The 23,726-nt window shown below is 51.7% G+C and carries 22 protein-coding genes; 18 read left to right on the top strand and 4 right to left on the bottom strand.

The window, feature by feature from the left end; genetic code table 11:
- Positions 1–21: 21 nt before the first annotated feature.
- The 3 genes from FEE96_RS11240 to miaA all read right to left on the bottom strand — a co-directional run bounded on the left by FEE96_RS11240 (position 22) and on the right by miaA (position 3,722).
- Entirely contained in the window at positions 22–1,686 is a 1,665-nt protein-coding gene (locus FEE96_RS11240; protein WP_138163146.1) for an ABC transporter substrate-binding protein, read from the bottom strand.
- A gap of 283 nt (positions 1,687–1,969) precedes the next feature.
- Positions 1,970–2,527, bottom strand: a complete 558-nt coding sequence (locus FEE96_RS11235; protein ID WP_342770967.1) for an AraC family transcriptional regulator — start codon at positions 2,525–2,527, stop codon at positions 1,970–1,972.
- Between the two features lie 331 nt (positions 2,528–2,858).
- Positions 2,859–3,722 (bottom strand): tRNA (adenosine(37)-N6)-dimethylallyltransferase MiaA, encoded by an 864-nt coding sequence (miaA, locus tag FEE96_RS11230; protein WP_138163144.1) that lies wholly within the window; start codon positions 3,720–3,722, stop codon positions 2,859–2,861.
- 130 nt (positions 3,723–3,852) lie between these two features.
- On the opposite strand from miaA, the gene pyrH reads away from it, so the two are divergent.
- From pyrH to FEE96_RS11165, 14 genes are all read left to right on the top strand, one after another.
- Positions 3,853–4,602 (top strand): UMP kinase, encoded by a 750-nt coding sequence (gene pyrH, locus FEE96_RS11225; RefSeq protein ID WP_138163143.1) that lies wholly within the window; start codon positions 3,853–3,855, stop codon positions 4,600–4,602.
- A gap of 210 nt (positions 4,603–4,812) precedes the next feature.
- Positions 4,813–5,376: a ribosome recycling factor gene (gene frr, locus FEE96_RS11220; protein ID WP_138163142.1), complete on the top strand. Its 564-nt coding sequence runs from the start codon at positions 4,813–4,815 to the stop codon at positions 5,374–5,376.
- Between the two features lie 9 nt (positions 5,377–5,385).
- On the top strand, positions 5,386–6,144 hold the full coding sequence (locus FEE96_RS11215; protein ID WP_138163141.1) for an undecaprenyl pyrophosphate synthase: 759 nt from the start codon (positions 5,386–5,388) through the stop codon (positions 6,142–6,144).
- Positions 6,141–6,929, top strand: a complete 789-nt coding sequence (locus FEE96_RS11210; RefSeq protein WP_138163140.1) for a phosphatidate cytidylyltransferase — start codon at positions 6,141–6,143, stop codon at positions 6,927–6,929. The genes FEE96_RS11215 and FEE96_RS11210 overlap by 4 nt, the downstream gene beginning before the upstream one ends.
- Positions 6,929–8,101: a 1-deoxy-D-xylulose-5-phosphate reductoisomerase gene (gene dxr, locus FEE96_RS11205; RefSeq protein ID WP_138163139.1), complete on the top strand. Its 1,173-nt coding sequence runs from the start codon at positions 6,929–6,931 to the stop codon at positions 8,099–8,101. The genes FEE96_RS11210 and dxr overlap by 1 nt, the downstream gene beginning before the upstream one ends.
- Positions 8,102–8,105: 4 nt before the next feature.
- Positions 8,106–9,455 (top strand): RIP metalloprotease RseP, encoded by a 1,350-nt coding sequence (rseP, locus tag FEE96_RS11200; RefSeq protein WP_138163138.1) that lies wholly within the window; start codon positions 8,106–8,108, stop codon positions 9,453–9,455.
- A gap of 125 nt (positions 9,456–9,580) precedes the next feature.
- Positions 9,581–9,706, top strand: coding sequence for a hypothetical protein (locus tag FEE96_RS23980; RefSeq protein WP_280817695.1), 126 nt, complete (start codon positions 9,581–9,583; stop codon positions 9,704–9,706).
- 126 nt (positions 9,707–9,832) lie between these two features.
- Entirely contained in the window at positions 9,833–12,229 is a 2,397-nt protein-coding gene (bamA, locus tag FEE96_RS11195; RefSeq protein ID WP_138163137.1) for an outer membrane protein assembly factor BamA, read from the top strand.
- A gap of 55 nt (positions 12,230–12,284) precedes the next feature.
- Positions 12,285–12,854, top strand: a complete 570-nt coding sequence (locus tag FEE96_RS11190) for an OmpH/Skp family outer membrane protein (protein ID WP_425467313.1) — start codon at positions 12,285–12,287, stop codon at positions 12,852–12,854.
- Between the two features lie 71 nt (positions 12,855–12,925).
- Complete coding sequence (fabZ, locus tag FEE96_RS11185; protein WP_138163135.1) at positions 12,926–13,390, top strand: 3-hydroxyacyl-ACP dehydratase FabZ; 465 nt, start codon at positions 12,926–12,928, stop codon at positions 13,388–13,390.
- A gap of 5 nt (positions 13,391–13,395) precedes the next feature.
- The gene (gene lpxA / locus FEE96_RS11180; RefSeq protein WP_138163134.1) at positions 13,396–14,181 is read left to right on the top strand and encodes an acyl-ACP--UDP-N-acetylglucosamine O-acyltransferase; all 786 of its coding nucleotides are present in this window, start codon (positions 13,396–13,398) and stop codon (positions 14,179–14,181) included.
- A 3-nt stretch (positions 14,182–14,184) separates the two neighbouring features.
- A complete protein-coding gene (locus tag FEE96_RS11175) occupies positions 14,185–14,973 on the top strand; it encodes an LpxI family protein (RefSeq protein ID WP_138163133.1) in 789 nt (262 codons plus the stop codon).
- Entirely contained in the window at positions 14,970–16,130 is a 1,161-nt protein-coding gene (gene lpxB, locus FEE96_RS11170) for a lipid-A-disaccharide synthase (protein ID WP_138163132.1), read from the top strand. The genes FEE96_RS11175 and lpxB overlap by 4 nt, the downstream gene beginning before the upstream one ends.
- A 5-nt stretch (positions 16,131–16,135) precedes the next feature.
- Positions 16,136–16,717: a hypothetical protein gene (locus tag FEE96_RS11165; RefSeq protein WP_138163131.1), complete on the top strand. Its 582-nt coding sequence runs from the start codon at positions 16,136–16,138 to the stop codon at positions 16,715–16,717.
- A 97-nt stretch (positions 16,718–16,814) separates the two neighbouring features.
- On the opposite strand, the gene mnmA is transcribed toward FEE96_RS11165, so the two are convergent.
- Positions 16,815–17,960: a tRNA 2-thiouridine(34) synthase MnmA gene (mnmA, locus tag FEE96_RS11160; RefSeq protein WP_138163130.1), complete on the bottom strand. Its 1,146-nt coding sequence runs from the start codon at positions 17,958–17,960 to the stop codon at positions 16,815–16,817.
- Positions 17,961–18,093: 133 nt separating this feature from the next.
- Here mnmA and sciP point away from each other — a divergent pair, with 133 nt between their 5' ends.
- The 4 genes from sciP to recG all read left to right on the top strand — a co-directional run bounded on the left by sciP (position 18,094) and on the right by recG (position 23,678).
- The gene (gene sciP / locus FEE96_RS11155; protein WP_138163129.1) at positions 18,094–18,372 is read left to right on the top strand and encodes a CtrA inhibitor SciP; all 279 of its coding nucleotides are present in this window, start codon (positions 18,094–18,096) and stop codon (positions 18,370–18,372) included.
- Between the two features lie 102 nt (positions 18,373–18,474).
- The gene (gene ctrA / locus FEE96_RS11150) at positions 18,475–19,194 is read left to right on the top strand and encodes a response regulator transcription factor CtrA (RefSeq protein WP_138163128.1); all 720 of its coding nucleotides are present in this window, start codon (positions 18,475–18,477) and stop codon (positions 19,192–19,194) included.
- A 138-nt stretch (positions 19,195–19,332) separates the two neighbouring features.
- Positions 19,333–21,591 carry an NAD-dependent DNA ligase LigA gene (ligA, locus tag FEE96_RS11145; RefSeq protein WP_171021677.1) on the top strand — a complete coding sequence of 753 codons (2,259 nt, stop codon included), beginning with the start codon at positions 19,333–19,335 and terminating at the stop codon, positions 21,589–21,591.
- A complete protein-coding gene (recG, locus tag FEE96_RS11140) occupies positions 21,588–23,678 on the top strand; it encodes an ATP-dependent DNA helicase RecG (protein WP_138163127.1) in 2,091 nt (696 codons plus the stop codon). Before ligA ends, recG begins: the two co-directional genes overlap by 4 nt.
- The last annotated feature ends 48 nt before the right edge of the window (positions 23,679–23,726 follow it).

Below are 23,726 nucleotides of genomic sequence, written 5' to 3'. Positions count from 1 at the left end.
TTGCTTCGAAGTACGCTTGGCTTAAGCCGACCAGCCCCACTTGTAGTGATGGTGCTCAAATGAAACGTGCATGTCCGCTCCAACTACACCGGCACGTGTGTGGCGATACAGGGCGCGCCAGTAAGGTTGAACCGTAACAGCTTCGTCCTGAATCAGAGCTTCCATTTTGGCCATCACGTCGCGCCGTTTGTCAGCATCTGCCAAGGATAACGCTTCGGTTAGCAAGGCGTCGAACTCTGCATTTGACCAGCCAAATTCGTTCCAAGCTTCACCGGTACGATAGGCAAGTGCGTGGATTTGGACACCCAGTGGACGGTGGTTCCAGTTGGTTGAACTGTAGGGGTATTTGACCCAGTCGTTCCAGAAGGTTGAGCCGGGCAAGACTGTCCGCTTCACCTTGAAACCAGCATCGCGCAATTGAGCCGCTACCGCATCAGTGGTGTTCTTACGCCAATCGTCATCGATGGAAATGATTTCATGCTCGAAATCCATCATTCCGGCTTCTTCCATTATAGCCCGCGCACCTGCGGCATCCACCTCTTGTTTGGGGAGTTGGGCATACTCGGGATGGATCGCACCAACGTGATGGTTCTCTGCCACCTGGCCACGTGAGCTATAGCCAAGTTCAAGGCAAACAGCGTTATCAACAGCCATCTGCAGCGCCTTTCGCACACGCTTGTCGGCATAGACTTTTTTGCCATCGAACTCAGCCAGCTGATTGGGTCGGATAACAATTGTACCCATCGTTACCACTTCAGATTTTGGATACTCCAATCCGTCGAGGACATCGATAAACTCACCAACAGTTTCATGCAGCATGTCAACTTCGTCGGATTCTATTGCGGCCATCCATGACGCAGGGTCAGTGCCAAAATCGATGTATTCAATGCGGTCCAGCGCTGCAGCGCCATAGACTTCGTCACCCCACCAGGTGTGGTTCTCATTCTTCACCAAAGTGGCTTTGATACCGACTTCAAGTTCGTCCAACATATAGGGGCCGGTGCCTACATTCGCAGTGAAATCGTTAGACTGGAAGCTAGAGTGCGTTACGGCGGCTGGATAGTCCGACATGCCGGCAATCAATGAGATGTCTGAACTGGGAAGGTTCAAGCGCACTGTATGGCTGTCCACCACTTCAATCGAACCAGCAATAGCCTTGCCGCTTGCTTCATCAACGATAGTTGCAAAACGACCAGTCATGGAATTGCCTTCAAGGCCTTTATCACACCAGCCTTCAATGTTGCGGGCAACGTCTTCGGCAGTGAAATCATCGCCATTATTCCACTTCACGCCCTGACGAACATTCAGGGTGTAGACGGTGGCGTCTTCGTTGATTTCCCAGCTTTCCAGCAACATACCACGGAATGTACCGTCTGAGTTGTATTCGACCAGATATTCCAGTGTGCCGCGTGTCTGGTTGCCCATTTCGGACCATGCATAAACACGTGGGTCTTTGAGTTCGCGTACACTCATCTGTACGCGTAACGTGCCACCTGCTTTCGCGTGGCTCATTGCTTGTGCTGGCGCCTGCAGGCCAATCATTCCGTAGGCAGCAGCAGATGTCACACCTAAAGCCGTGGCGCGGGTCAAGAATTCCCGGCGGTCCAATTTGCCGTCAAATACTTCCTGGGCGTGCATATTTGCCGCCCAATGTGCAGGTGCACCATTGATTGTGTCTATTGTCATGAAAACTCTCCCTGTCGCACCAATGGGATTAATTGAAATGTAACCGGCACCTTTTCTAGGAGCCAGTCAGGCCAAATAAGGTGCGGTATATAGATTTGGTTTCCCCATTTGCTTATTCCGCCTCAGATATGGCCGTAGGTCAATGCACTGTTTCGACGGTTTGGTAGATAATTGCGACATTTTGCTGTCGTTTATAGCATTTGCAAGACAGGCTCTAGTCAGATGTGTCCATTACTTTTGCGCTCAACAGCGCGACAACGGAGTTTTCGCTATGTGTGGAGAATCAGGAGCGGGATTGCTTACGAAGGGCGCTTGGGGTTCGTTTTGTATGCAAGGTAATGAACCGCGTAAAATATGCAGCACTGCGAAAATTCAGCTGAGCGGCAACGTTTTGTATTGGCATATCGCTTTCGATCAACAAACGGTGAGCGGCATAAAGCTGGCGTTCTGTCAGTAGGCTTGCTGCCGTTGTGCCGGTTTCTGCTTTGACAACTCTGGTGAGGTGGGTTGCCGTCACTCCCAGAGCCGTTGCGTGATCCGCCATGCTAATATTCTCTCGATGAAACTGAGAAATACGTGAACAGTAAGCCAGTGAAAGTCGCTTTGCAGCGCTACGTCGAGCGGGTTGGGGCGTGATGCGCGATGTTTGGCGTTGCAACAGTATTCCGACCAATTCGCCGTAGGCTTGCATTGCACGATGCCAAAGGGCTTCATTTTTGCTTTGTTCACGTCGCATAACCTCAAGCAGAGATGTCAGGCTGGCCTGTTCAGTTGGGTCACTGATGCGAAGGTGTTGCGCCTGGTGTGGTAACGAAATTGCGTTTGACGCTGGAACCAACATGACTTGCCCTAGGGTTCCTCGTCCAACGTCTAACGCAAACAGGTTCCCGGCGGGGATAAACAGAGCATTGTGGGAACTAAATCCTCGGCGAGCCCCATTCAATAAGACCCTGCCTTGGCCCCGAGTTATCCAGACTAAAAGATGCCTGTCCCGATCATGTGCAAGCTCGGTTTGCCAAGGACCGCTCGAATACAGTCCCGACAATGGCATAACTTCAATTTCATCAATTGGACTAGGATCATAGGGCATTTAGAGCGAATTTCACATTTTCAATGGTTCAGAAAAATGCACATGAATAATTGATTCTGACAAGGTGCGCCTAGATTTGAAGCTAAATGCTGGGCGAATATGGGGTCCAGTCCCGCATTTTGGAACGAAACCAAGTGCGCTGTCGTTTGGCAAACTGACGCGTTGCGACCGAGGCTTGCTCGCGCGCCTGATCCAGCGTCAATTGACCTTTCAAGTACCCCATCAGTTCAGGCACGCCTATAGCTCGGCATGAAGGTAGAACTGGATCGTAACGGTCCATCATTGCCCTGGCTTCATCCAGCGCACCCTGATCCAGCATTAGATCAAACCGCTTTCGGATGCGTGTTTCCAGCCAGTCCTTTTCGACATCAAATACCAGAGGAACGCAGCTGTTCAGCGGCAGCATCGGTGGTGGAGTCTCATCTTGCCAATCGGAAAGAGATTTTCCGGTGGTTTGAAAAACTTCCCAAGCCCGTTGAACACGCGCGCGGTTTTTAACGTCGATTCGCGCCTGCGTCTTAGAGTCTAAGGCTGCCAACATCTCATCCAGTGCCATCTGATCGCCCTCTGCTCGGACTTCAGATGGCGTTGGCGGGATTTCAACCAGTCCAACCGTCAACGCAGTAAAGTATAGACCCGTTCCGCCGATGATGATTGGCCTGTGCGGTCCTTTCAGCAACGGCGCAACGTCCCGCAACCAGTGGCCAGTAGAATAGGAGGCATCATACGGCATATGGCCATATAACGCATGGTTGGCCTCGGCTTCTTCTGCCATTGACGGGCGTGCGGTTATCACTTGCCAGCAATCATAGACCTGACTGGCATCGGCGTTGATGATTACACCACCTTGACGCTGCGCAATTTCAAGTGCCAAAGCTGACTTCCCCGATGCTGTGGGGCCAGCAATCAGAACGGGTTGATCAGGTGAAATATGGGGCAACGTCATGGTGTTTGTCCTGGCCTGCTAAAGAAACGTCACGAATTTGCGCTTATACTGCGTTGCATCGCATTGAACATGGCGTCGTTTTGAGTCATTTTGCGCGGCAGATTAACCCCGTCACATTCCGGAGCGCAACATGCCCCTTTCCACCGATCAGTCGAGCGGCCAACCCGCTGCAACCTATAAACGCGTGATGCTGAAGATTTCCGGCGAAGCGCTGATGGGGGATCAGGGGTTTGGGTTGCACCCGCCGACCGTACAGCGCATCGCCGAAGAGGTGAAATCGGTCCACGATATGGGCGTCGAAATCTGTATGGTTATCGGTGGAGGTAATATTTTCCGCGGGCTATCTGGGTCTGCTCAAGGAATGGAACGGACCACCGCAGATTACATGGGTATGCTGGCCACTGTGATGAATGCACTTGCAATGCAAAGTGCGCTTGAAGAATTAGAGGTTTTTACCCGGGTTATTTCAGCCATCCCAATGGATCAGGTTTGTGAGCCCTACATACGTCGTCGCGCCGTGCGCCACCTTGAGAAAAAGCGGGTTTGCATTTTTGCAGCGGGAACGGGCAACCCCTACTTTACCACAGATACAGCGGCAACGCTGCGTGCAAACGAAATGTCATGCCAAGCAATCTTTATGGGTAAAAACGGTGTCGATGGCGTTTACGACAAAGACCCCAAAGAACATGCCGACGCGGTGCGTTATGACACTGTCAGCTATGACGATGTTCTGGCCAAGCGTCTGCGCGTAATGGATGCCTCAGCGATTGCGCTGGCGCGAGATAACAATCTGCCGCTAATCGTATTTAGCTTGGATGAGCCCGGTGGGTTCCGTGGAATTCTGGCGGGGCAGGGGACCTACACGCGAGTTCAGGGATAAGCATGTCTTAAGAAGGGGTGGTTGGGGGACTGGGTCTCCCGACCCGTCGTTTTGCAGAAATTATTTTTCCAACCAAATATTGGACATTGGCTTTAGAAACGCTGATTTCATTTGGCGTTGTTCTAATTCCACGCCATGATTGCTATACAACACTTGGCCAATGGCTTATGAGCCTAGAAAACATCACTTAAAAGATGGGGAGAGAGCAGCATGTCTGACGATTTCATTCTCGACACAGATGACCTGCAGCGCCGTATGGATGGTGCAATGGCCAACTTGAAGACAGAATTTGCCAGCCTACGTACTGGCCGGGCTTCTGGTTCGATGCTCGAACCGATCATGGTTGACGCCTATGGAACTAAGACACCAATCAACCAGGTTGGAACCGTCAACGTACCCGAACCGCGAATGGTTACCATCAACGTTTGGGATAAGGGTCTTGTTGGTAAAGTTGAAAAAGCAATCCGTGAAAGCGGTCTTGGCATCAACCCCCAGCTGAACGGCACAATTATCATGCTGCCGATTCCTGAACTGAACGAAGAACGTCGCCGTGAGTTGACCAAAGTTGCAGGTCAATACGCTGAACACGGAAGAGTTTCGATCCGTAACATTCGACGTGATGGCATGGATCAAATCAAAAAGGCCAAGTCTGACGGTATGTCTGAAGATGACCAAAAATTCTGGGAGTCAGAGGTACAGGAAATGACTGACAAGATGATCAAGGTCGTGGATGTCAGCCTCGAGACGAAGCAAGAAGAAATCATGCAGGTCTAACGCGACACAATGCCAAAAGACCCTGATACCATGGCTGAAGGCAGCAGTTCTCCGTCTCTAGGGAGGACTGGTCCCCGTCACATTGCAATTATTATGGACGGTAACGGCCGCTGGGCTCAGGCGCGTGGTCGTCCTAGGTTGTTCGGCCACCATGCTGGCGCGAAACGCGTGCGTGAAGTGGTCGAAGCCTGCCCGAGTTTGGGCGTTGAATACCTGACGATATTTGCATTTTCCACAGAAAACTGGAAGCGAACGCAGGTTGAAGTGGCCGGACTGATGAGCTTGTTCAGACGGTATATCTCCAAAGAGATGAAAGCCCTGGCGACCCGCAATGTGCGTGTACGTTTCATCGGCGATCGCTTGCGGTTGGACGCTAAATTAGTCAAGTTGATGGACCAACTTGAGCTGGAAACCTCAGCTAATGTCGGAACCCATCTGACTATTGCACTGAATTATGGTGGGCGAGACGAGGTTGCGAGGGCCACCAAGCGACTGGCACGGGACGTCGCCGAAGGAACGCTTAATCCCGAAGATATCGATGAAGAAACTCTGCCACGATATCTGGATACCCATGTTCTGCCGGATCCTGATCTGGTGATCCGTACCAGCGGCGAAGCTCGGATATCAAACTTTCTTCTATGGCAGTCAGCCTATGCAGAATACGAATTCATCGATACACTGTGGCCCGATTTCACTGCGACTGAATTGGCAAGACTGTGTGATCGCTATGGTCGCCGTGAACGGCGTTTTGGAGCAGTAAACACATGAGCACCAAAGGTCGCTGGGCCGACTTGGCCCCCCGCTTAATCTCAGCCGTTGTAATGCTTTTTCTGGGTGGAATTGCGGTTGTAGCTGGTGGTTTGGTGTTTGATGTTTTGATTGCTCTGTGTTGTGGGGGACTGATCTGGGAACTGGTGCGCATGTTGGGCCCGGATCAGCGGGCCGTTGCGCTGCAACTAGGCCTGTTGGGAGCCGTTGCGACACTCGCAGCAGCTTTGTGGCCCCAGATGTGGATGCCTTTATTGGTGGCCCCGGCGCTTGTTGGGCTGTCACAGTTGTCTCAACGCCGCTTATACTATTTCAGCTTTTCCTTGTGGATTTTGATCGCCGGATTTGGCTTTGTCTGGTTGCGAAACGTTTTTGGTATGCAGTGGATGCTGTGGCTGATTGGCGTTGTGGTCGTGACTGATGTAGCTGGGTACTTCGCGGGAAAAATTTTTGGCGGCCCCAAATTTTGGCCAAGGGTCAGTCCTAAGAAAACCTGGTCCGGTACGTCAGCAGGCTGGCTTGCTGCAGCTTTGGTTGGGATTTGGTTTGGGCAAGCCCAAGGGGTTGGCCTAGGTCTTGTCGTTCTATCGGTTCTTGTATCGATGGCCAGCCAAGCTGGGGATGTTGCCGAAAGCGCGTTGAAGCGTAAAATGAGAGTCAAAGACTCCAGTGCTCTCATACCAGGCCACGGTGGGCTGTTTGACCGATTTGACGGAATGCTTGGAGCATCTGTTATGGTTCTGATCTTTCTTACTTTTTGGGGCCTGCCTAGCGGGACACTGTAATGCGTAAAATATCTATACTTGGCGCAACCGGGTCGATTGGTCAAAATACCATCGACTTGATCCGGCGGGATTCAGGTGCCTACGACGTTGTAGCACTAACCGGTGGAGCAAATATTGCTAGACTGGCAGAAGATGCCATTTCACTGAATGCTGATTTGGCCGTTACCGCCTATCCCAACCGTCTTGAGGAATTGCGCACGGCACTGGCAGGAACCAATGTCGAGGTTGCTGCGGGACAGCAGGCTTTGATTGAGGCCGCAGAGAGACCGGCTGATTGGATAATGTCCGCCATTGTTGGTGCTGCAGGGTTGGCGCCGGGGCTGGCGGCGTTGAGGCAAGGTACAGCTCTGGCTTTGGCCAATAAGGAATCATTGGTCTGCGCTGGGGCATTGCTGTTGGACACCGCTCGCGAACACAACGCACGTATCTTACCTGTTGACAGTGAACATTCAGCTATTTTTCAAGGGCTAGTTGGGGAGGATATGAGCGCGGTAGAGCGGATTATCATTACCGCCTCTGGCGGAGCCTTTCGGGATTGGCCGTTGGAAAAATTGGCCGACGCGACACTTGAACAGGCCTTGCACCACCCGAATTGGGAAATGGGGCAAAGGATTACGATTGATAGTGCTTCGATGTTCAACAAGGCGATGGAAGTCATTGAAACCCGAGAGTACTTTGGTGTCTCCCCGGAGCAAATTGAAGTATTGATTCATCCTGAATCCATGGTTCATGCGCTGGTTGGGTTCTGTGATGGGGCGATAATGGCGCATTTGGGCGCACCTGATATGCGCCATGCTATCGGTTATGCGTTATACTGGCCTGATCGACGCGACTTGCCCGTTGAACGGCTGGATTTGGCCCGGATTGGTCAGTTGAATTTCGCCACTCCGGACCCCGCTCGGTTTCCAGCACTAGGTTTGGCATATCGTGTGATGTCACGCGGCGGTATGATGGGGGCAGTGTTCAACGGCGCCAAGGAGCGGGCGCTTGACCACTTCATTGCCGGCAAAATTGGTTTTTTGGAGATGGCAAGTATTGTAGAGCATGTGCTCGACCATTTTGAAGACCAGTCTGGCCTCATTGATGACGCAATGACACTTGATAACGTGTTGCGCATCGACCATCTGGCACGTCAAAGGGCCGACATGGTCATGACAAAACAAACAGGGTAATATTTTGGACGTAGTTTCGCTCATTCCGCAGTTTGGCGGCTTCTTGTACACGCTCACCAGCTTTGTGGTGGCCCTGTCAGTTATTGTTGCTGTGCACGAGTACGGTCACTACATCGTTGGCCGCTGGTCGGGCATTCATGCCGAAGTGTTTTCGCTTGGTTTTGGACCGGTGTTGTGGAGCCGGGTAGATCGGCACGGTACACGTTGGCAAGTCGCGCTGTTGCCCTTTGGTGGTTTTGTGAAATTTCTGGGTGATGCCAATGCCGCCTCCGGTAAGGATGAGGAGGCTATGGCTGACGCTGAAGAGGATGAAGCTTTGCTACGTCGCACCATGCATGGAGCACCGTTGTGGGCGCGCTCTGCAACTGTTGCCGCGGGGCCTATTTTTAATTTTGTGCTGTCGACGCTGATTTTTGCAGGGATTTTTATGGCGCAGGGCACGCCACGGGATACTTTAACCGTTGGGGAATTGTTGCCGATACCCGGATTGGTGAATGAACTGCAAGAAGGCGACGAGGTCGTTTCGATCGCTGGTTTAGAAGTGCCGAGCCTTGAGGATGGGACCAGTTGGGCAGCATTTCGTAATCAAATTCCGTCCGAACAGCCTTTAGACTATGGGGTGAGACGTGATGGGGTGGAAGTGACGGTCAGCGGACCAAACTTAGCGCCTCCATATGTGCATTCGGTTGCGCCGCGAAGTGCGGCTGCTGACATAGAATTGGTACCTGGCGATATTATCACTGCAGTGGATGGAGAACCTATCGTTGCCTTTGACCAACTCAAAGTGATTGTTGAAAATGCAGAGGGACGTGTTCTGTTGTTACAGGTTTGGCGCACAGGCCAGACTATTGAACTGGCCCTAGCGCCGCGTCGGATCGATGAGCCACAACGTGATGGCAGTTTTGCTACCAAATGGCGAATTGGCATTTCCGGTGGTTTGGCATTTAGCCCGGCCACCAAATCTGTTGCGCCTCTGGATGCTTTGACTGCTGGTTCGGCACAGGTTTGGATGGTTGTGGAAACCTCACTCTCTGGCTTGAAACACATGATCACCGGCGCAATCGACACCTGCAACCTGTCGGGTCCACTGGGAATCGCTGAGACGTCTGGTGCAATGGCCAGTCAAGGAGCAAAAAGTTTTATCTGGTTTATCGCGGTTCTGTCCACGGCGGTAGGGTTGCTGAACCTCTTCCCAATCCCGGCACTCGATGGAGGCCACTTGGTGTTTTATGCTTACGAAGCCGTGGTTGGAAAACCGCCTAGCGACTTAGCTATGAGAGTTCTGATGACGCTCGGCTTCGGTGCAATTCTGACATTGATGGTTTTTGCACTGGGCAATGATATTTTCTGCTGAACCGAAATAATGGGACCACTTCTAAACGAGGCAGTTGTCCCATTGTAGCCACATTCTCTTGTTAACGTTTGATCAAGGTATAGCTCCAGCGTGGGGCAGCTACAATTGTTCCAAGAGGATTGATCATGCATACAATTCAGCATTCTTATCGTGGATTGGGTCTATTGATGCGCTTGAATTGGGACCGTGCACTTTCGACCGGTTTGATTTTTCTCGCTCTGATTGCAGGTGCCTGGATGGGCAACTTCTAAGCTTTCACTGCCAAACGCGTAATAGTTGCGTGCAGCTTCTGGCCTGCCCGCCTTTTCTTGGTTTTGACAAGCGGCGGTAAACCCGATACGCAGTTTTAAAGCTGCTTAATAATCGGGTTATTTGATATGCTCTGGGGGAAACGCGTAGGTAAATCCTGCGTTGAGTGCAATCCACGCACCAATATGTTGTATCGGCAGGCATCAGCGATTTCACTCGCTGTTGCTTTGGGGTTTGCCATAACCCCTTCGTTTGCTGAGGCTCAAAACTATAGGTTCAATACTGTTCAGGTCGAGGGCAATCAGCGCATCCAGACCTCAACCATTATTGCCTATACTGGGATTGAGCGTGGCGAATCTGTAAGTGCAGGGCAGTTAAATGATGCCTATCAGCACATTCTCAATAGTGGCGTTTTTGAAACTGTCGAACTTGTCCCTCGTGGCGGCACTTTGATAATCAAAGTGACTGAGTTTCCAACTATTAGCCGAATCAGCTTTGAGGGAAATCGAAGGATTAAGGATGATGCGCTTGTGGCGCTGATCGAATCATCTCCTCGGCGAGTGTTCAATCCTTCTCAAGCAGAACGTGATGCAGCAAGCATCGCTGAAGCTTATGGCGCGCAGGGGCGTTTGGCATCGCGTGTGACACCAAGGATTATTCGCCGGAGCGACAATCGTGTCGACTTGGTTTTCGAAATTCGTGAAGGTGACACAACTGAGGTAGAGCGTGTTTCCTTTGTTGGTAACCGGGTCTACTCCGACCGCAGACTACGCCGTGTCCTGGAAACTAAGCAAGCTGGTTTGCTGCGGACGTTCATCCGTGCAGATACCTTGATCGAAGACCGTATAGAATTCGACAAGCAAGTGTTGCGTGATTTCTATTTGTCTCGTGGCTACGTAGATTTTCGTATTAATAGTACGAATGCTGAAGTGACTAGCGAGCGCGACGCGTTCTTCCTGGTCGTGGACGTCACTGAAGGTCAGCAATTCCAGTTTGGCCAAATCTCGGTGTCCAGCGAAGTTGGCGAAGCTGACTCGGATGTGTTTTTTGACGCCCTTAAGGTGAAGCCTGGATCCACTTATTCACCTTTGGTCGTTGAGAATTCGATATCGCGGTTAGAAACACTAGCCATTCGTCACGGCATTGACTTTTTGCGGGTTGAGCCACGTATTACCCGCAATGATCGGGACCTGACACTAGACGTTGAATTCGTTCTGACTCGTGGTCCGCGGGTTTTTGTCGAGCGTATTGATATCGAAGGCAACACCACAACGCTTGATCGGGTGATCCGACAGCAGTTCACTACCGTTGAGGGCGACCCATTCAACCCACGCGAGATTCGCGAAAGTGCTGAGCGTATTCGCGCGCTTGGTTTCTTTGCTACGGCTGCCGTTGATGTCCGCGAGGGCAGTTCACCTAGTCAGGTTGTAGTTGATGTAGACGTAGAAGAACAGCCAACTGGGTCGTTGAGCTTGGGGGGGGCCTATTCTGTTGAAGACGGTTTTGGTCTCTCTATCGGCCTAACAGAAAATAACTTTTTAGGTCGTGGTCAACGGTTTTCCTTCAACATTTCTACAGCTCAAGAATCTGAAGAGTACGTTATTGGCTTTACCGAACCTCACCTTTTAGGCCGAGATCTAAGATTCGATCTTGATTTGGGAGTTTCGGAGACCGATTCCAGCTTCTCAGATTACGACACCAAACGCGCGTTTATCGTCCCATCTTTGTCGTTCAAGACTGGTGACAATACCATTTTGCAAATGCGCTACTCTTGGGATCGTGATGAGATGATCAGCCGGGGCAATGACACAAGTGGAGATCCCTTTGCGGGGCCGGTTGTGCTCACGGAGATTAACCAGGGTGAGCTAGCCTCGAGTGGAATTGGTTTTACTTACACTTACGACAGTCGGTTAACTGGACTAGACACCACGTCTGGTTTTTTGGTGCAAGTTGGCGCTGACTATGCAGGTTTGGGTGGCGACAATGAGTACTTGAAGTCTACGACCAAAATTGTTGCTCAAAGACTGGTTTTCAATGAAGAAATCACTCTTCGAGCGACATTTGAAGCCGGCGCATTCAGCTGGCTCGGCAACGATAATAGCCGATCAATTGATCGTTTCATTTTGACGCCAAGTATTATGCGTGGGTTTGAACCTGGAGGGATCGGACCTCGAGACCAATCAGCGCGTGCTACGTCAGGAGCCGGAAATTACGATGATTTCCTCGGCGGAAACTACTATGCTGTAGCGCGGTTTGATGCTGAATTCCCCCTTGGGCTACCCGAAGAACTTGGGCTGCGCGGTGGATTGTTCTTTGATGTCGGGAATTTGTGGGATTTATCCAATGTAAACACCACGGGCGGCAGCATTGTCGGCGAAGGAGGGTCGTTCCGACAGGTCGTTGGTTTCTCCTTGCTTTGGACCACAGGTTTCGGACCATTGCGATTTAACTTCTCCAAGGCCTTGAAGAAAGAAAGCTTTGATAAGGAGCAGAGCTTTGATCTGACGCTTCAGGCGAGGTTCTAATTCGATGCCGGGTCACGGCATTCATCGTCCACGCAGATCATTGGCCGCGGTGCTAATGGTCTGCGGTGCGTTACTAACTCCTTTGCACACAAGAGCGCAGTCTCCTCTACAATTTCCGCCGAATTACACTACGCAGTTGGGGGCTCCGCAGAGCTCTATCTTGACGATCCAATCTGATAGATTGTTTTCTGAGAGCGCGTATGGTCGGCGTGTTGCACAAGAGATTGAAGCAGACGGGGCTGTACTAACTGCGGAAAATCGCCGAATTGAGGCGGAACTGCGAACTGAAGAGCAAACGCTAACTGAACGCCGCCAGACTATGGATCCAGCAGTTTTTCGTACTTTGGCAGATTCCTTTGATAAGAAAGTTCAAGAGACTCGGCGTCTGCAGGAAGATAAGCTGCGTGAGATAAACTTGGCTGGTGAAGCCGCTCGGCGTGAGTTTTTTTCGGTTTCTCTGCCCATCCTCCAACAATTGATGCGGGAAACTGGTGCGGGGGCTATTCTCGAGCATTCAACAGTTTTCTTAAGTGCAGACGCTGCTGATATCACCGATATCGCAATTTCTCACATTGACGCAGTTCTAGGTGACGGGGCAGTTTTTGGTGACGTGCCTGAGCAATAGGCTCTGCTTGCCCAATCAGTTCCGTCTTGCTAGTCACAACGCCAACACAATGCCAAAACAGGAACACCGTCATGACCGCCGAGTTGAAAAGCGCTGACATCCAAATGATTCAACGGATCCTGCCTCATCGGTATCCGTTTCTTCTGGTCGATAAAGTTGTCGATATTGATGGCTATAAATCTGCCCGTGGTATTAAGAATGTGACGATGAATGAACCGCATTTTCAGGGACATTTTCCTGGAACACCGATCATGCCTGGGGTCACTATTGTTGAAGCAATGGCGCAGACAGCTGGCGTCATGATCGGAACGGCTTTTGATATGATGGACAGCGATATGCTGATCTACTTCATGAATATCGACAAATGCAAATTCCGCCGCAAGGTTGGGCCGGGTGATGTGCTTGAAATGAACATCGAAACGGTGCGCGGTAAACCTGGCGGTAAGATCTGGAAATTCTCTGGCAAAGCTACTGTGGATGGCGAAGCGGCTGCTGAGGCTGAATTCACTGCCATGGTTGATTTGCAAAAGGATTGAATAGCATGAGCCAGATCCATCCCAGTGCGGTAATCGAAGAAGGTGCGACCATTGGCGAAGGCTGCGAGATCGGCCCGTTCTGTGTCATTGGCGCCGAGGTGGTTCTGGGGCAACGTGTGGTTTTGAAGAGCCACGTGGTTATAGCTGGTCAAACTGAAGTAGGCGAAGATTCCGTAGTGTTCTCGTTTGCAGTGCTTGGTGAGGTGCCGCAGGATCTAAAGTTTAAGGGCGAGCAAAGCCGTACAGTAATTGGCAAGCGCAACCGTATTCGGGAACATGTGACGGTGAACGCTGGCACCGATGGCGGTGGCGGTGTTACTCAAATTGGTGACGACGGCCTGTTCATGGCTGGTTGTCACATTGCTCACGACGCCCAAATTGGTGATCGGGTAATTGTAGTGAATTCTGCAGCTGTGGCCGGGCATTGTGTGTTGGAAGACGATGTTATTATTGGCGGGCTGTCTGGCATTCATCAGTGGGTACGTATCGGCAAAGGTGCAATAATCGGTGCTGTTACGATGGTGACAAATGATGTCATTCCATATGGTTTGGTTCAGGCCCCGCGCGGTGATCTTGATGGGTTGAACCTAGTGGGTCTCAAACGCCGCGGTGTAACCCGTTCAGATATCACAGCTCTTCGCGCCGCCTTTCAGATGCTGGCACAGGGAGAGGGCACGTTTCAGGAACGTGCTCGCCGTCTGGGCGCAGAAAGCGATAGTGAGTACGTGCAAGAGATCGTAGCTTTTATCACTGGTGACAGTGATCGTTCGTTTTTAACGCCGGGGCGCTAAGACATGTTAGCATTGATTGCAGGAACCGGCGCATTGCCGGGGGAGGTTGCGCAGCGGTTGGCTGATAAGCTGTTAATTTGTTCTATGGCAGGTTTTCCACCTACGTCAGTTCGTACCGAAGTCAGCTTTCGGTTGGAGCATTTGGGCAGCTTCCTTGAAGAATTGTCAGTCCGGGGTGTTACCGAAATTTGCATGGCCGGCGCTGTTGGGCGCCCATCTATAGATCCATCCGTAATTGACGCTGCCACAATGCCATTGGTTCCTGTGATACAGGCCGCACTTGGAGCTGGTGACGATGGTGCGCTAAAGGCGGTTATCAAAATATTTGAACAGGCTGGGTTTACCGTTCGATCTGCGCAGGATGTCGTTCCTGAATTGCTGATGGAGGCTGGGGTGCCAACTCGGGTACAGCCTGGTGAGCTGGACAAGGCGGATGCACTGCGTGGGGCTGAAATAGTAGCGGCGATGAGTGCGGCTGACATTGGTCAGTCTTGCGCTGTCAGAGCACGGCAGGCGATTGCGGTGGAAAATGCCTTTGGCACCGATTGGATGCTTGAATCTTTGCAAAAACGTCCCGATGGACAGGGTGGTCTTCTGTTTAAGGCCCCAAAATCCACGCAGGATCGTCGCGCGGATCTTCCTACCATTGGTCCTGCCACAGTCACGATGGCAGCCCGTGCCGGGCTGTCTGGTATCGTACTCGAAGCCGGAGGCGTGATTGTGTTGTCGCAGGCCGATGTCATAGACGCATGTAATCACCACGGTCTGTATCTGTGGTTGCGCCCGGCATGAGCCTGCGGGTCTTTATTCTAGCTGGTGAGCCTTCAGGCGACCGGCTGGGAGGGGCTATGATGGTGGGATTAAAGCAACTATCGCCTGGGGTCTCGTTTGACGGGGTAGGTGGCCAAATGATGTCCGACCAAGGACTGGTCTCTCAGTTCCCGATGGATGAGTTGTCGGTTATGGGGCTGGCAGAGGTCTTGCCAAAGTATCAGCATTTGAAACGCCGTATTCGTGAAGTGGCAGAAGCGGTGATTGCCTCAAAGCCTGACGTCCTGATCACCATTGATGCCCCTGACTTTTCATTGCGGGTGGCTAAGCTGGTCAAAAAATCCAGCTCCATCCGAACGGTACACTATGTGGCGCCATCTGTCTGGGCTTGGCGTCCTGGCCGAGCCAAACGGATGGCTCGGGTCATTGACCAAGTCTTGGCGTTGCTTCCGTTTGAGCCACGATTTATGCAGGCGGCTGGTATGGAATGTGACTTTGTGGGTCACCCTGTCGTGGCAGAACCGCAAGCGACACCTAACGAGATTTCACGATTCCGGGCTGAGATGGGTATGGGGGATACGCCATTTGTGCTTGCGTTACCGGGATCTCGCCGTTCTGAGGTCGAGCGCTTGGCCCCCGTGTTTGGGGAGGCGTTGGCGGCATTTTGCAAGTCTCACCCAAACATGCGTGTCATTGTTCCTGCTGCGGCACCGGTGGCCGATTTGGTGCGTGACAAGTTACAGTCATGGCCGGGCGATGCGCTGGTTCTGGATCCTCGTGATTTTGAGCCAGCGACAGCGCAATCCCATAAACGTGCAGCCTTTGCAGCCGCTGACCTGGCTCTGGCCGCGTCGGGAACTGTGTCGCTAGAACTGGCGGCGGCGAATACCCCAATGGTAATTGCTTATAAATTTCAGTGGTTAACCTGGCAGATAATGAAGCGCATGGCCTTGATCGACACTGTGACCTTGGTCAATTTGGTAACTTGCAGCCGGGTTGTGCCTGAGTGTCTTGGGCCAGAGTGCACAGCAGACAATATTTCGACTGCTTTGTCGCAAGTGGCCTCAAACCCACAAACACAACATCAGGCCATGGCGCTTACAATGTCACAGTTAGGTCTGGATGGCGAATCTCCGGGGCTTCGTGCTGCCCGTGCGGTACTGGAACGTCTGGGGTAAACTTGATGTGGGATGAAGTTGCCTTTGCCGCCTCTGCCGCTCTGGCACAAATTGTGACAAACCTCGACAACCTGGCAGTGCTATTGGTTTTGTTGGTAACAATGGGAGCCATGCGCCCTCTGACTGGATATGCTCTCTCGCAGGGCCTTATGTTAGGCGCAGCGATGGTGCTGGCTTTTGGGACTGATCAAGCCGCGCCTGAATGGACCGGATATTTGGGAACTGTCCCAATTCTGTTGGGAGTTCACGGGTTGTGGCATCAGTGGCGGCACTCAGAAACCAATACACAACCACGCTTGTCGACCAGTTCTGGGATTCTCGGGGTGACGGCGCTGTTCCTCGCGTTGTCATTGGATAGCTTTGCGGTGATGGCACCTTTGCTGGCTGATAGCGCACCGGGTTATCGTCTATGGGCATTGGCCGGGGCATCTAGTGCTGTGGCCGTGCTCTGTGCTGGGGCTGTTTTGCTGTCTGATGCAACCGCGCTCTCAGGACCATGGGCGGTACGTCTTGAGAGACTTGGGCCGGTGGTGATGATACTGATTGGTGCCTATGTCTTGATCAACAGTGGTACAGATCTGGTCTGACATCTACAGAGCACTTTTTCGCGCGGGATAAACTTGCCCGGACGTATCGCCGGGCAAGTTTGTTTCCGATCTAGTTATAAGTAGGCAGGTCTTGTTTTTAGTATCCGCGCCAGATCCAGCCACCGCCAAAAATACGGCTGCCTTCGTTGGCGTAGAACACACAGGCCTGACCAGGTGACACGCCTTCCTCGGCTGTCAGCAATTCGACCTCAGCCTCGGTATCCGAGATAGGTCGAATGATCGCATCGCGCGGTGGTCTGGTGGACCGCACCTTGACCGACAGGTGCCATTCTTTGCGACTGGTGAAAGGTTCATCCCCGAGCCAGTTGATCTCGCGCACTGGAATCTTGCGTGTTGCCAGCAGCTCTTTGGGGCCAACAACAACCTGTTTGCTGTCAACGTCCAGTTTGACCACATACAAAGGTTCGCTCAACCCGCCGATCCCAAGACCTCGGCGTTGACCGATGGTGTAATGGATGACCCCCGTGTGGGTGCCTAGCACGCGACCGTCATGATGCACAATTTCACCGGCTTCGGCGGCACCAGGGCGCAGTTTTTCGATCAGACCAGCGTAATCGCCATCTGGGACAAAGCAGATGTCCTGACTGTCGGGCTTGTCAGCTACTGCCAATCCATACTGTGCAGCCATTTTGCGGGTCGCATCTTTACTGGGGAGGTGTCCCAGTGGGAAACGCAGAAAATCGAGCTGCTCGGGGGTGGTTGGGAAGAGGAAATAGCTCTGGTCGCGGTTGGCATCAGTCGCTGAATGGAGTTCAGCACCCTGTGCACCCATCTTGCGCTGAATATAGTGACCGGTCGCCATGCAGTCTGCTTCCAGATCTTTGGCGGTTTGCAGCAGGTCTTTGAACTTGATCCGCTCATTGCAGCGAATGCAGGGCACAGGTGTTGCGCCGGCCAAATAGCTATCAGCAAACTCGTCAATCACTGCATCTTTAAAAATGTTCTCATAATCTAGAACGTAATGCGGAAAGCCACGTTCTTCGGCCACGCGGCGCGCATCGTGGATATCAATGCCCGCACAGCAAGCGCCTTTCTTTGCCAGGGCAGCGCCATGATCATACAGCTGAAGGGTTACTCCAACCACGTCATAGCCTTGATCTGCAAGGTATGCAGCCACAACTGAGCTGTCGACGCCGCCTGACATAGCCACCACAACGCGGGTTTGCGAAGGCGGTTTGGCGAAGCCAAGCGAGTTTAGCGGGGTGTCATTATCCAGCGCCATGTTGGCGTCTCCTTGGATTTTGAGGAAGGCGTCGAAGAATATAAGAAAATCCTACAGACTCTCAAGGGGCATGGTTCACATCTCGTTAAGCCGTATAGGCCAAATCTGTGTCAGCACAATAAGGGATACGGTGATGTTTTTGAAGAAAGTGGATGGGCCGCGTGCTGTGACGCTGCCAGATGGGACAACTATGACCCGCGCCGATCTACCGCCGGAGACCACGCGCCGCTGGGTAGCATCGCGTAAGGCTGCGGTTGTTCGTGGCGTCCTGTATGGCTTGTTGCCAGAAAAGGAAGCGATGCAGCGCTACGGGTTAAGTGAAGAAGAATTTCGCAGTTGGGTTGCTGCAATCGCGGATCATGGAGTCGACGCGTTAAAGGCAACAGCCTTGAAAAAATATCGACAACCCTAGGCAACGAAGCATATTAACCATTATGGTAACTGTGCGTTAACCTTTTTCCATCAAGGTTAACGCAACTTGAGAAAATGAGCATACAGGCGGAGACTTGAGAGCATGCGTATACTTCTGGTGGAAGACGATCCAACAACTGCAAAAAGCATCGAGCTAATGTTGACCCACGCGAACCTGAACGTCTATGTGACGGATCTGGGTGAAGAGGGTATCGATCTGGCTAAGCTTTATGATTACGATCTGATCCTGCTTGACCTGAATCTGCCAGACATGAATGGCCACGAAGTGCTGCGTCAGCTGCGTTTGTCACGCATTGAAACACCGATTTTGATCCTGTCTGGTGAAGATGATACCGAGAACAAGATCAAAGGCTTCGGCTTTGGCGCTGACGACTATATGACCAAACCGTTCCACCGGGAAGAACTGGTTGCACGTATCCACGCCATTATCCGTCGCTCCAAAGGTCACTCACAGTCGATCATCAAAACCGGTAAGATCGCTGTTAATCTGGATGCCAAAACTGTCGATGTTGACGGCAAGTCCGTGCACCTGACCGGCAAAGAGTACCAGATGCTGGAGCTTCTGAGCCTTCGTAAGGGAACAACTCTGACGAAAGAAATGTTCCTGAACCATCTATATGGTGGCATGGATGAACCTGAACTGAAAATCATCGACGTATTCATCTGCAAGCTGCGCAAAAAATTGAGCACAGCAACTGAAGGCGAAAACTACATCGAAACTGTGTGGGGCCGTGGCTATGTACTACGTGATCCACAAGAGGACGTGATGTCCGGTGGCCCACGTTTGGCCGTTGGTGCATAAAAATGTTTGGGCAATGGGTCTAAAGTAGGCTCATTGCCAAACGGCATTCTTACCGAATTCAATACTACCTATATTCTGCATCTAGACCTCAGTCGCGCCTACTCTTATCACCGTATCATCAGGTGGCAGGAGGCGTACGTGCAGCATACCGAGGACAAATTATCCATTTCGCTTTCTGAACAGGATGCCCGCAAAGAGTTGCTGCACCTTCAGGAAAACTTGCGCCTGGCTGATGTTGCCTACCACCAAAAAGACTCCCCCGTTCTTTCTGATGCCGCCTACGATGAGGCCAAGAAACGATATCTTAGACTTTTAGAGCTTTTTCCACAGTTTGACGAAATTGCCATCCTGTCCGATAAAGTCGGAGCACCTGCTGCTTCGGGTTTTGGTAAAATCATTCATTCCCAGCGGATGCTGTCTTTAGGTAACGCCTTTGAGGATGCCGATGTTGAGGATTTTGACACCGGCGTGCGTAAGTATCTCGGCTTGTCAAATCATGTTTCGTTGGCATATACAGCTGAACCCAAAATTGATGGGCTGTCTCTTTCGCTCCGCTATGAAAATGGAGTGCTCAAGCAAGCAGCCACGCGTGGCGATGGATCTGTGGGTGAAAACGTTACTGCAAATGCGATGACCATTGCCGACATACCGCATCAGGTTGAAAATGCACCTGACGTTTTGGAAGTCCGTGGTGAAGTGTATATGAGCCACGCAGATTTTACGACGCTCAATCAGCGGCAGATCGAACATGGAGGTAAAGTCTTTGCCAACCCTCGCAATGCCGCCGCCGGGTCTTTACGGCAGCTGGATGCTGAAATCACCCGAGCCAGACCGTTAAAGTTCTTTGCTTATAGCTGGGGGGAAGTGTCTTCGCGATTGGCCGAAAATCAGATGGAGGCAATTAAGAGATTGAAAAGTCTCGGATTTGATGTGAATCCGCTGACTAAGCTCTGTCAAAATCCGTCCGAAATGATTGCACACTACCGTCATATCGAAGCCCAACGTGCTACACTTGGCTATGATATTGATGGTGTTGTTTACAAAGTGAATGACCTTGATTTGCAGGAACGCCTTGGTTTTCGTTCAACCACGCCGCGATGGGCAATTGCACACAAGTTTCCTGCGGAACTCGCCTGGACCAGGATTGAAAGCATCGATATTCAAGTTGGTCGAACCGGAGCGCTTAGCCCGGTTGCTCGGCTGGCACCGGTTACAGTTGGCGGAGTGGTGGTCTCAAACGCGACGCTACATAATGAGGACTACATCGCCGGTCGGGATTCCAAAGGGTCGTTGATCCGTGAGGGTAAAGATATTCGCATTGGAGACTGGGTTCAGGTCTATCGTGCTGGCGATGTTATTCCAAAAGTTGCAGATGTTGATCTAGCCAAGCGGCCGACCAGTTCGGAATCATTTGTTTTCCCTCATATATGCCCTGAATGCCAAAGCCCGGCTGTGCGTGAAGAGGGGGATGCGGTTCGTTATTGCTCTGGTGGCATGATTTGCCCTGCTCAAGCCAAGGAAAAACTGAAACATTTTGTCGGGCGCAAAGCTTTTGATATCGAAGGGCTTGGCGCTAAGCAGGTCGAAATGTTCTATGATGATGACGTCCTTCCTATTCGTGAGCCTGCAGATATTTTCACCTTAGCGGCACGTGATCAGAATAATTTTACCAAGCTAAAAAATAGAAATGGCTGGGGCGAGCAAAGCGCCACAAATCTGTTTGCAGCGATCGAAGAAAAGCGCCGTATCGAGTTTGGCCGTATGTTGTTTTCGCTTGGTATTCGTCATGTCGGCGAGGTTGCAGCTAAAGATTTGGCACTGCACTTTTCAACTTGGAATAGCCTGAAGGATGGAGTGGTCGCAGCCCGACCAGCCGCTCTGGCATGGCGCTTTGCTGATGAGGCTGAAGATGCCGAGCGTATTCTTGCGGTAGCTCAAGGTCGCCGTGCAAAGGTTAAGGAAACCCGCGATGCAGCCATTGCACAATGTGATGTCGACGCATCATCCCAGTCTGTTTGGCAAGACATGCTGGGGATAGATGGCGTGGGTTCCACGGTTATCCTGTCCTTGACCGATGCATTTGCAAATGTTGAAGAACACGCAGCTATTTTGAGGTTGGCCGATGAACTAGATGTAATCCCTCCGAAGGCGCCTTCCAATGAAAGCCCCGTAGCTGGAAAAACAGTGGTTTTCACCGGAACTCTCGAAAAAATGACCCGCGCAGAGGCGAAGGCCCGCGCAGAGTCTCTTGGCGCAAAAGTGTCTGGGTCGGTGTCGGCAAAAACCAATATTTTGGTTGCTGGGCCTGGGGCTGGATCTAAGGAGAAAAAAGCAAAAGATTTGGGTGTCGAAATCCTTGACGAAGACAGCTGGCTGACGTTGATCAATTCGGCATGAGCGGTCGCCCAGAAATTTTGTTTCCGTTGTTTGCGGGGTTGGAAACCCTTTTGGGAGTTGGTCCAAGAACAGCCTCTAACTTCCATCAATTAGGTGTGGAAACGCCTCGTGACTTATTGTTTTCATTACCCTATTCACTTGTAGATCGACGCAGACGAACGACAATCAAAGACGTCGACCTCCCTGCTGTTGTCACTGTGGAAGTCACTATTGGCGCACACCGTGCAGCGCGCAATAAGGGGGGCGCCTATCGTATTCATGTCGAAGACGCTGAAGTAGATTTCCAGCTAGTGTTCTTTCATGGACGAAGTCGCTATTTGGAAGCTCAGGTTCCCGAGGGCACGCGCCGTGTTGTTTCAGGTAAAATCGAAATTTTTGATGGGCTCGCCCAGATGGTGCATCCGGATCACATGCTACCGGTGGGTGAAGCTGATCAGATCCCTGATTATGAACCCGTTTATCGGCTGACACAGGGAATTACCCAAAAGACATTTTTTAAGGCTGCGCAATCCGCCCTGAAAATGGCGCCAGAGCTAACGGAATGGATTGACCCGTCGCTCCTCAACAAAGAAAGTTGGCCAGCGTGGCATCAGGCCATCCAATCCGGGCACAATCTAAATGGTCTGGATGAACTGGATTCGCAATCTCCTGCGCGTGCACGCTTGGCATATGATGAACTGTTTGCACACCAGTTGACTCTCTCTCTTGCCCGTCAGGTCGAACGAAAATCACCCGGTATTGTCAGTGTGGCGGATGGCAGCCTGCAAAGTAAGGTTCTGGCAGCATTACCATATCGACCAACAGGTGCACAAAGCCGTGCTATTTCTGAAATTACAAACGACTTAAGTTTAGACAAGCGGATGAACCGGTTGTTGCAAGGTGACGTTGGCTCAGGAAAAACATTGGTTGCTTTCATGGCATTACTGGTCGTGGTTGAAGCATCCGGTCAGGGCGTGATGATGGCGCCAACCGAGATTCTGGCGCGCCAACATCTCGAAGGGTTAAAGCCCCTCGCCGAAGACGCTGGTGTGGTTCTTGAACTCTTAACTGGGCGCGACAAAGGTGCGGAGCGTCGGGCAAAACTGGCTGCGCTGGAACGTGGCGATATTCAAATTCTTGTTGGTACGCATGCGGTGTTTCAACAAGACGTAAAGTTTAACGATTTGCGACTAGCAATTGTAGATGAACAACATCGGTTTGGCGTCCGTCAACGTATGGAACTTGCAGATAAAGGGCAGGGCGCCGATGTACTTGTTATGACTGCAACTCCAATCCCACGTTCGCTGGCTCTAGCGCAATATGGCGACATGGATATATCGATTCTGGACGAAAAACCGCCAGGGCGCAAACCGGTCAAAACTGCTGTGATTAGCACTGAACGGATTGATGAGGTGATCAACCATCTTCGTCATGCCATAGACGAGGGACGACAATGTTATTGGGTTTGTCCACTGGTTGAAGAATCAGAGGTCATGGATCTGATCGCAGCCGAGGAGCGGTTCAAGCGTTTGCGTGCAGTACTGGGTGAAGGTGTGGTTGGTCTGGTTCACGGTCAAATGCCGGCTGCCGAGAAAGACGCGGCAATGGCGGCATTTCAGAGAGGTGAAACATCGGTTCTGGTCGCCACAACGGTGATTGAAGTTGGGGTAAACGTTCCTAACGCTTCGATTATGGTGATCGAGAGAGCCGAAATCTTTGGTCTTGCACAACTGCACCAACTCCGGGGCCGGGTTGGCCGGGGCAGTGCTGCGTCTACATGTCTGCTAATGTATCAAGCGCCTCTAGGGGCTACCGGGCGTAAACGGTTGGAAGTGCTACGAGAAACAGAAGATGGGTTCGTCATCGCAGAAACAGATCTGCAAATGCGGGGGGCTGGCGACATGATTGGAACTGCGCAATCGGGCCTCCCGCGGTTTCAGATTGCCGATTTGGAACGGCAGGCCGATTTGATGGAAATAGCACAAAGTGATGCGCGGACGCTGCTATCTGTGGATCCCGAACTGACTAGCTCGCGTGGCCAAGCCGCACGTGTTCTTTTGTGGTTGATGCGCCAAGATCAAGCCATTCGTTTGATTTCAGTAGGTTAGCCGCAACAAATCTCCTCCATCTCTTTTTGTTCGCGTTTGTTCTCTTTT

It is taken from the genome of Parasedimentitalea maritima (assembly GCF_005771405.1).
Taxonomy (GTDB): domain Bacteria; phylum Pseudomonadota; class Alphaproteobacteria; order Rhodobacterales; family Rhodobacteraceae; genus Parasedimentitalea; species Parasedimentitalea maritima.
The sequence above is the reverse complement of the archived record's forward strand: the minus strand, read 5'-3'. Positions and strand labels throughout refer to the sequence as shown.

Bases quoted from the DNA above. Each gene is read 5' to 3' on its own strand.
- miaA (WP_138163144.1), bottom strand. From the start codon at position 3,722: ATGACGTTGCCCCATATTTCACCTGATCAACCCGTTCTGATTGCTGGC.
- dxr (WP_138163139.1), top strand. From the start codon at position 6,929: ATGCGTAAAATATCTATACTTGGCGCAACCGGGTCGATTGGTCAAAAT.
- sciP (WP_138163129.1), top strand. From the start codon at position 18,094: ATGTTTTTGAAGAAAGTGGATGGGCCGCGTGCTGTGACGCTGCCAGAT.
- FEE96_RS11190 (WP_425467313.1), top strand. From the start codon at position 12,285: ATGGTCTGCGGTGCGTTACTAACTCCTTTGCACACAAGAGCGCAGTCT.
- frr (WP_138163142.1), top strand. From the start codon at position 4,813: ATGTCTGACGATTTCATTCTCGACACAGATGACCTGCAGCGCCGTATG.
- pyrH (WP_138163143.1), top strand. From the start codon at position 3,853: ATGCCCCTTTCCACCGATCAGTCGAGCGGCCAACCCGCTGCAACCTAT.
- FEE96_RS11175 (WP_138163133.1), top strand. From the start codon at position 14,185: ATGTTAGCATTGATTGCAGGAACCGGCGCATTGCCGGGGGAGGTTGCG.
- FEE96_RS11235 (WP_342770967.1), bottom strand. From the start codon at position 2,527: ATGTTGGTTCCAGCGTCAAACGCAATTTCGTTACCACACCAGGCGCAA.
- FEE96_RS11240 (WP_138163146.1), bottom strand. From the start codon at position 1,686: ATGACAATAGACACAATCAATGGTGCACCTGCACATTGGGCGGCAAAT.
- mnmA (WP_138163130.1), bottom strand. From the start codon at position 17,960: ATGGCGCTGGATAATGACACCCCGCTAAACTCGCTTGGCTTCGCCAAA.
- ctrA (WP_138163128.1), top strand. From the start codon at position 18,475: ATGCGTATACTTCTGGTGGAAGACGATCCAACAACTGCAAAAAGCATC.
- recG (WP_138163127.1), top strand. From the start codon at position 21,588: ATGAGCGGTCGCCCAGAAATTTTGTTTCCGTTGTTTGCGGGGTTGGAA.
- lpxB (WP_138163132.1), top strand. From the start codon at position 14,970: ATGAGCCTGCGGGTCTTTATTCTAGCTGGTGAGCCTTCAGGCGACCGG.
- FEE96_RS11210 (WP_138163140.1), top strand. From the start codon at position 6,141: ATGAGCACCAAAGGTCGCTGGGCCGACTTGGCCCCCCGCTTAATCTCA.
- lpxA (WP_138163134.1), top strand. From the start codon at position 13,396: ATGAGCCAGATCCATCCCAGTGCGGTAATCGAAGAAGGTGCGACCATT.
- FEE96_RS23980 (WP_280817695.1), top strand. From the start codon at position 9,581: ATGCATACAATTCAGCATTCTTATCGTGGATTGGGTCTATTGATGCGC.
- FEE96_RS11165 (WP_138163131.1), top strand. From the start codon at position 16,136: ATGTGGGATGAAGTTGCCTTTGCCGCCTCTGCCGCTCTGGCACAAATT.
- fabZ (WP_138163135.1), top strand. From the start codon at position 12,926: ATGACCGCCGAGTTGAAAAGCGCTGACATCCAAATGATTCAACGGATC.
- FEE96_RS11215 (WP_138163141.1), top strand. From the start codon at position 5,386: ATGCCAAAAGACCCTGATACCATGGCTGAAGGCAGCAGTTCTCCGTCT.
- bamA (WP_138163137.1), top strand. From the start codon at position 9,833: ATGCTCTGGGGGAAACGCGTAGGTAAATCCTGCGTTGAGTGCAATCCA.